Consider the following 3310-nt stretch of genomic DNA (forward strand, 5'->3'; position numbering starts at 1 on the left):
CGCCGCGCCGAACGCGGCGAGGTGCGGGCTGCCGTCCGCGAGGACGAGCGCGGCGAGCACCGCCACCCCGACCACCACGGCCACCGCCGCTCCCGCCACCTGCCGCGACCGCGCGTGGAGCAGCACCCATCGCGTCACGCCGCACCTCCGGTCAGGACACCGAGGGCGTCGCCGGCGCACGCGGCCTGGACCTCGCGGGCCGATTGGACCCTCGCCGCCTGGACGGGCTCGGGCAACGTGCGCAGGTGCGCCCACGCCCGCTCGGTCAGCGCGTCGATCTCCTCCCCCAACCACAGGCGGAACGAGGGCAGCGGCTCGACGCGGCCCGTCAGCCACGCCGTCATCACCGTGCGCGCCGCCACCTCCCGGCCCACCTCACGGGGGATGCGGTCGCTGTAGCACGTCCGCGTGCCCGCGCCGGCCACCAGGTACGCCGTCAGCTGCTCGGGCGTCGGGGGTTCACGGCGGAAGTAGGTGAAGTCGTCCAGGCTCACCCACACGGCCTCCGTCGACTCCGGCCCGCGCTCCGGGTTGCCCCGCACCGCGGCCGCCACCTCCCGCACCGACGTCGGCGGTGACGGCAGCTTCGCCAGCAGGCGCAACGCCTCCCGCGCGGGTCCGGCCAACGCCGCCCGCTCGTGCTCGTGCGCCCGCGTCAGGCACAGTTGCTCCGCGCACACCAGCTCCGCCGCCACCTCGTCCCGCGCCGTCGCCGACGCCGGCATCAACGGCGCCGCGACCGCACCGGCCACCAGCACGGGCAGCAGCCCCGCCCACCGCCGCCGCGACGCCACCAGCAGGAACCCCGTCAGCGCCACCCCGGTGAACCACAGCAGCTGCACCGCGCTCACCGGTCCCGGCACCGACGCGTACACCGTCACCGGCATCGGCAACGACGGGAGCAGCAGCGTCCAGCGGAGCGTGTCCTCCCCCGTCGGGCCCAGCCCGAGGGTCATCAGCGCCATCCCGCCGACCGCCAGCAGCGGCGGCGTCAACAGGGACGGCACGAGCCTGGCCAGCCCCATGCCCAGCGCCGCCGCGGCCACCAGGGCCACCACACCCACCACCGCGACCGGCAGCCAGCGGAGGTGGAAGTAGTCCGTCGCCGACACGACCTGCGCCGCGCCGACCGCGAGCACCACCGCGTACGCCGCGACCAGCGCCGCCGCCAACGCCCCGAGCGTCCACCCCACCCGCTGGGCACGGGGCCGCGGCGTGGAGCCGAACAGCTCCTCCACCCCGGACCGCCGGTCCCGCAGGCCCTGCAACGCCCCACCGCCCAGCACCAGCGGCCAGGCGATCATGAGCATGAACCGGACCCACTCGGCCATCGTCGACCACTGCCGTGACCAGGCGGCGCTGTTCTTCATCGACGGACCCCATTGCAGCATGCCCACCACGACGAGCACCGTGAGCGCGCCGAGGACCAGCGCCGCGGTCCGCCTGAGCTCGATCCCGAGAATCCTCACCACTCACCCGCCCCACCGAGCAGGGCCGAGTAGCCGCGTTCGAGCGGGCTGTCGCCGACGTCGCCGGGCCCACCCGCGGCGGCCAGGTCGTCGGGCGTGCCCTGGAACACCAGCCGGCCCTTGTTGATCAGCACCACGTCCGTGCACGCCGCCGCGACGTCCTCGACCAGGTGCGTCGACACGACCACGCACGAGTCGGAACCCAGTTCCTGCAACAACTCCCGGAACCGGACCCGTTGACCGGGGTCGAGCCCGGCGGTCGGCTCGTCGAGCAGCAGCACCTCCGGGTCGTTCACGATCGCCTGCGCGATGCCCGCCCGCCGCACCATGCCGCCGGACAGCGTCTTCAGCCGGGAGTCGGCGCGATCGGCCAGCCCGACCCGCTCCACGGCCCGCTGCACCGCGCCGGGCACGTCCCGCTTCGGCATCTCCTTCAGCCACGCCACGTACTCGACGAACTCGCGCACCGTGAACCGCTTGTAGTAGCCGAAGTCCTGCGGCAGGTAGCCCAGCGACCGACGCACCCGGCGCAGGTCGGGCCGCCCCGACACCGACGAGCCGAGCACCGACAACGTCCCGGACGCGGGCCGCACCACGGTCGCCAGCGACCGGATCAACGTGGTCTTCCCCGCGCCGTTCGGCCCGAGCAGCCCGTGCACCCCCGTGCCGAGCCGCAGGTCCAGCCCGTCCACCGCCATCGTGCGACCCGCGCGCACGCGCAGGCCCCGCGCCTCGACCTGCCAGGCGTACCCCGTCGGCGCGACCTCCGCCGCGCTCACCGCACGTGCCATCTGCTTCCCCTCCATCACAGGCGCGCGTAGGCCGCGGACCTGAAGAACACGGCGGCGGCGCACCCCACGAGCACCGCCGCCCAGACCGGCGCCGCGGCCGGCGTCAGCACACCGGGCTCGCCGCCGACGACCACCGCCGGACCGATCACCAGCACCGTCCAGGACGTGGCGGTGACGACGGCGGCCCGGCGCACCCCGATCACGCCGCCCAGCGCCAGGGTCGCGGACGTGACGGCCAGGCACGGCAGCAGCCAGTACGCGGGCGACGCGCCGGTCGCCCAGCCGCCGAGCAGCAACCCGGGCAGCACGACCGCCAGCACCGCGAGCGTGCGGCGCAGCACCAGCTGCAGCCCGGCCCGGGGCGTGGACACCACCAGCTCGTGCGCCGGGTCCATGCCGCGCGACCAGGCCGCGACCACACCCAGGACGGGCACGACCGGCGCGATCAACAGCACCGCGGACGACGTCGAGCGCCCGGACAGCAGGCCGTCCAGCGCCAGCGCCGCCAGGACCGCGAACGCCGTCATCGCCAGCCACGGCAGCAACGACGGCGTGGCCCACCGGACGAACCGACGTCGTCGGCCCGCCGGCGCGCCGGCCCGCGTCGCGGTCGGCTCCAACCCCGCCCACACGGCCGCCGTCAGTACCGTGACCTGCGGCGGAGCCGCGTCGGCCAGCCGCAGACGGCACGTCTGGCACGCCTCCAGGTGCGCCTCGACCGCCCACAGCACGTCGGCGGGCAGGTCGTCACCCGACGCGTACCGGGCGATCGAGTCGGCCTTCGGGTGCTCGCTCATGACAGTGCCTCCCGCATCGCGATCCGGGCGCGCCGGACGCGGGTCTTGACGGTGCCCTCGGGCACCCCGAGCAGCACCGCGGTCTCCCGCACGGTCAGCCCGTCCAGCACCATCGCCTGCAACACCTGCCGCAGCTCCGGCGCGAGGTCGCGCAACGCGCCGCCGACGTCGTCGCTCAACGCGCCCGCCAGGACCTCGTCCTCGGCGGCGGTCGCGGCGGCGGCCGCGGCCTCGACCGCGGGCAGCGGCCGGG

4 protein-coding genes are annotated in these 3310 nt (G+C 75.6%); all 4 read right to left on the reverse strand.

Annotation, left to right across the window (positions count from 1 at the left end):
• Positions 1 to 134: 134 nt before the first annotated feature.
• On the reverse strand, positions 135 to 1469 hold the full coding sequence (locus ACFQ3T_RS35485; protein ID WP_380730335.1) for a hypothetical protein: 1335 nt from the start codon (positions 1467 to 1469) through the stop codon (positions 135 to 137).
• Positions 1466 to 2260 carry an ABC transporter ATP-binding protein gene (locus ACFQ3T_RS35490; RefSeq protein ID WP_380730337.1) on the reverse strand — a complete coding sequence of 265 codons (795 nt, stop codon included), beginning with the start codon at positions 2258 to 2260 and terminating at the stop codon, positions 1466 to 1468. Before ACFQ3T_RS35490 ends, ACFQ3T_RS35485 begins: the two co-directional genes overlap by 4 nt.
• A gap of 14 nt (positions 2261 to 2274) precedes the next feature.
• Complete coding sequence (locus ACFQ3T_RS35495; RefSeq protein ID WP_380730339.1) at positions 2275 to 3057, reverse strand: cupin domain-containing protein; 783 nt, start codon at positions 3055 to 3057, stop codon at positions 2275 to 2277.
• On the reverse strand, positions 3054 to 3310 hold a 257-nt coding region (locus tag ACFQ3T_RS35500; RefSeq protein ID WP_380730341.1), incomplete at its 5' end, for an RNA polymerase sigma factor. The genes ACFQ3T_RS35500 and ACFQ3T_RS35495, both read right to left, overlap by 4 nt.

Origin of the sequence: Saccharothrix hoggarensis (genome assembly GCF_042678885.1) — a bacterium.
Taxonomy (GTDB): domain Bacteria; phylum Actinomycetota; class Actinomycetes; order Mycobacteriales; family Pseudonocardiaceae; genus Actinosynnema; species Actinosynnema hoggarensis.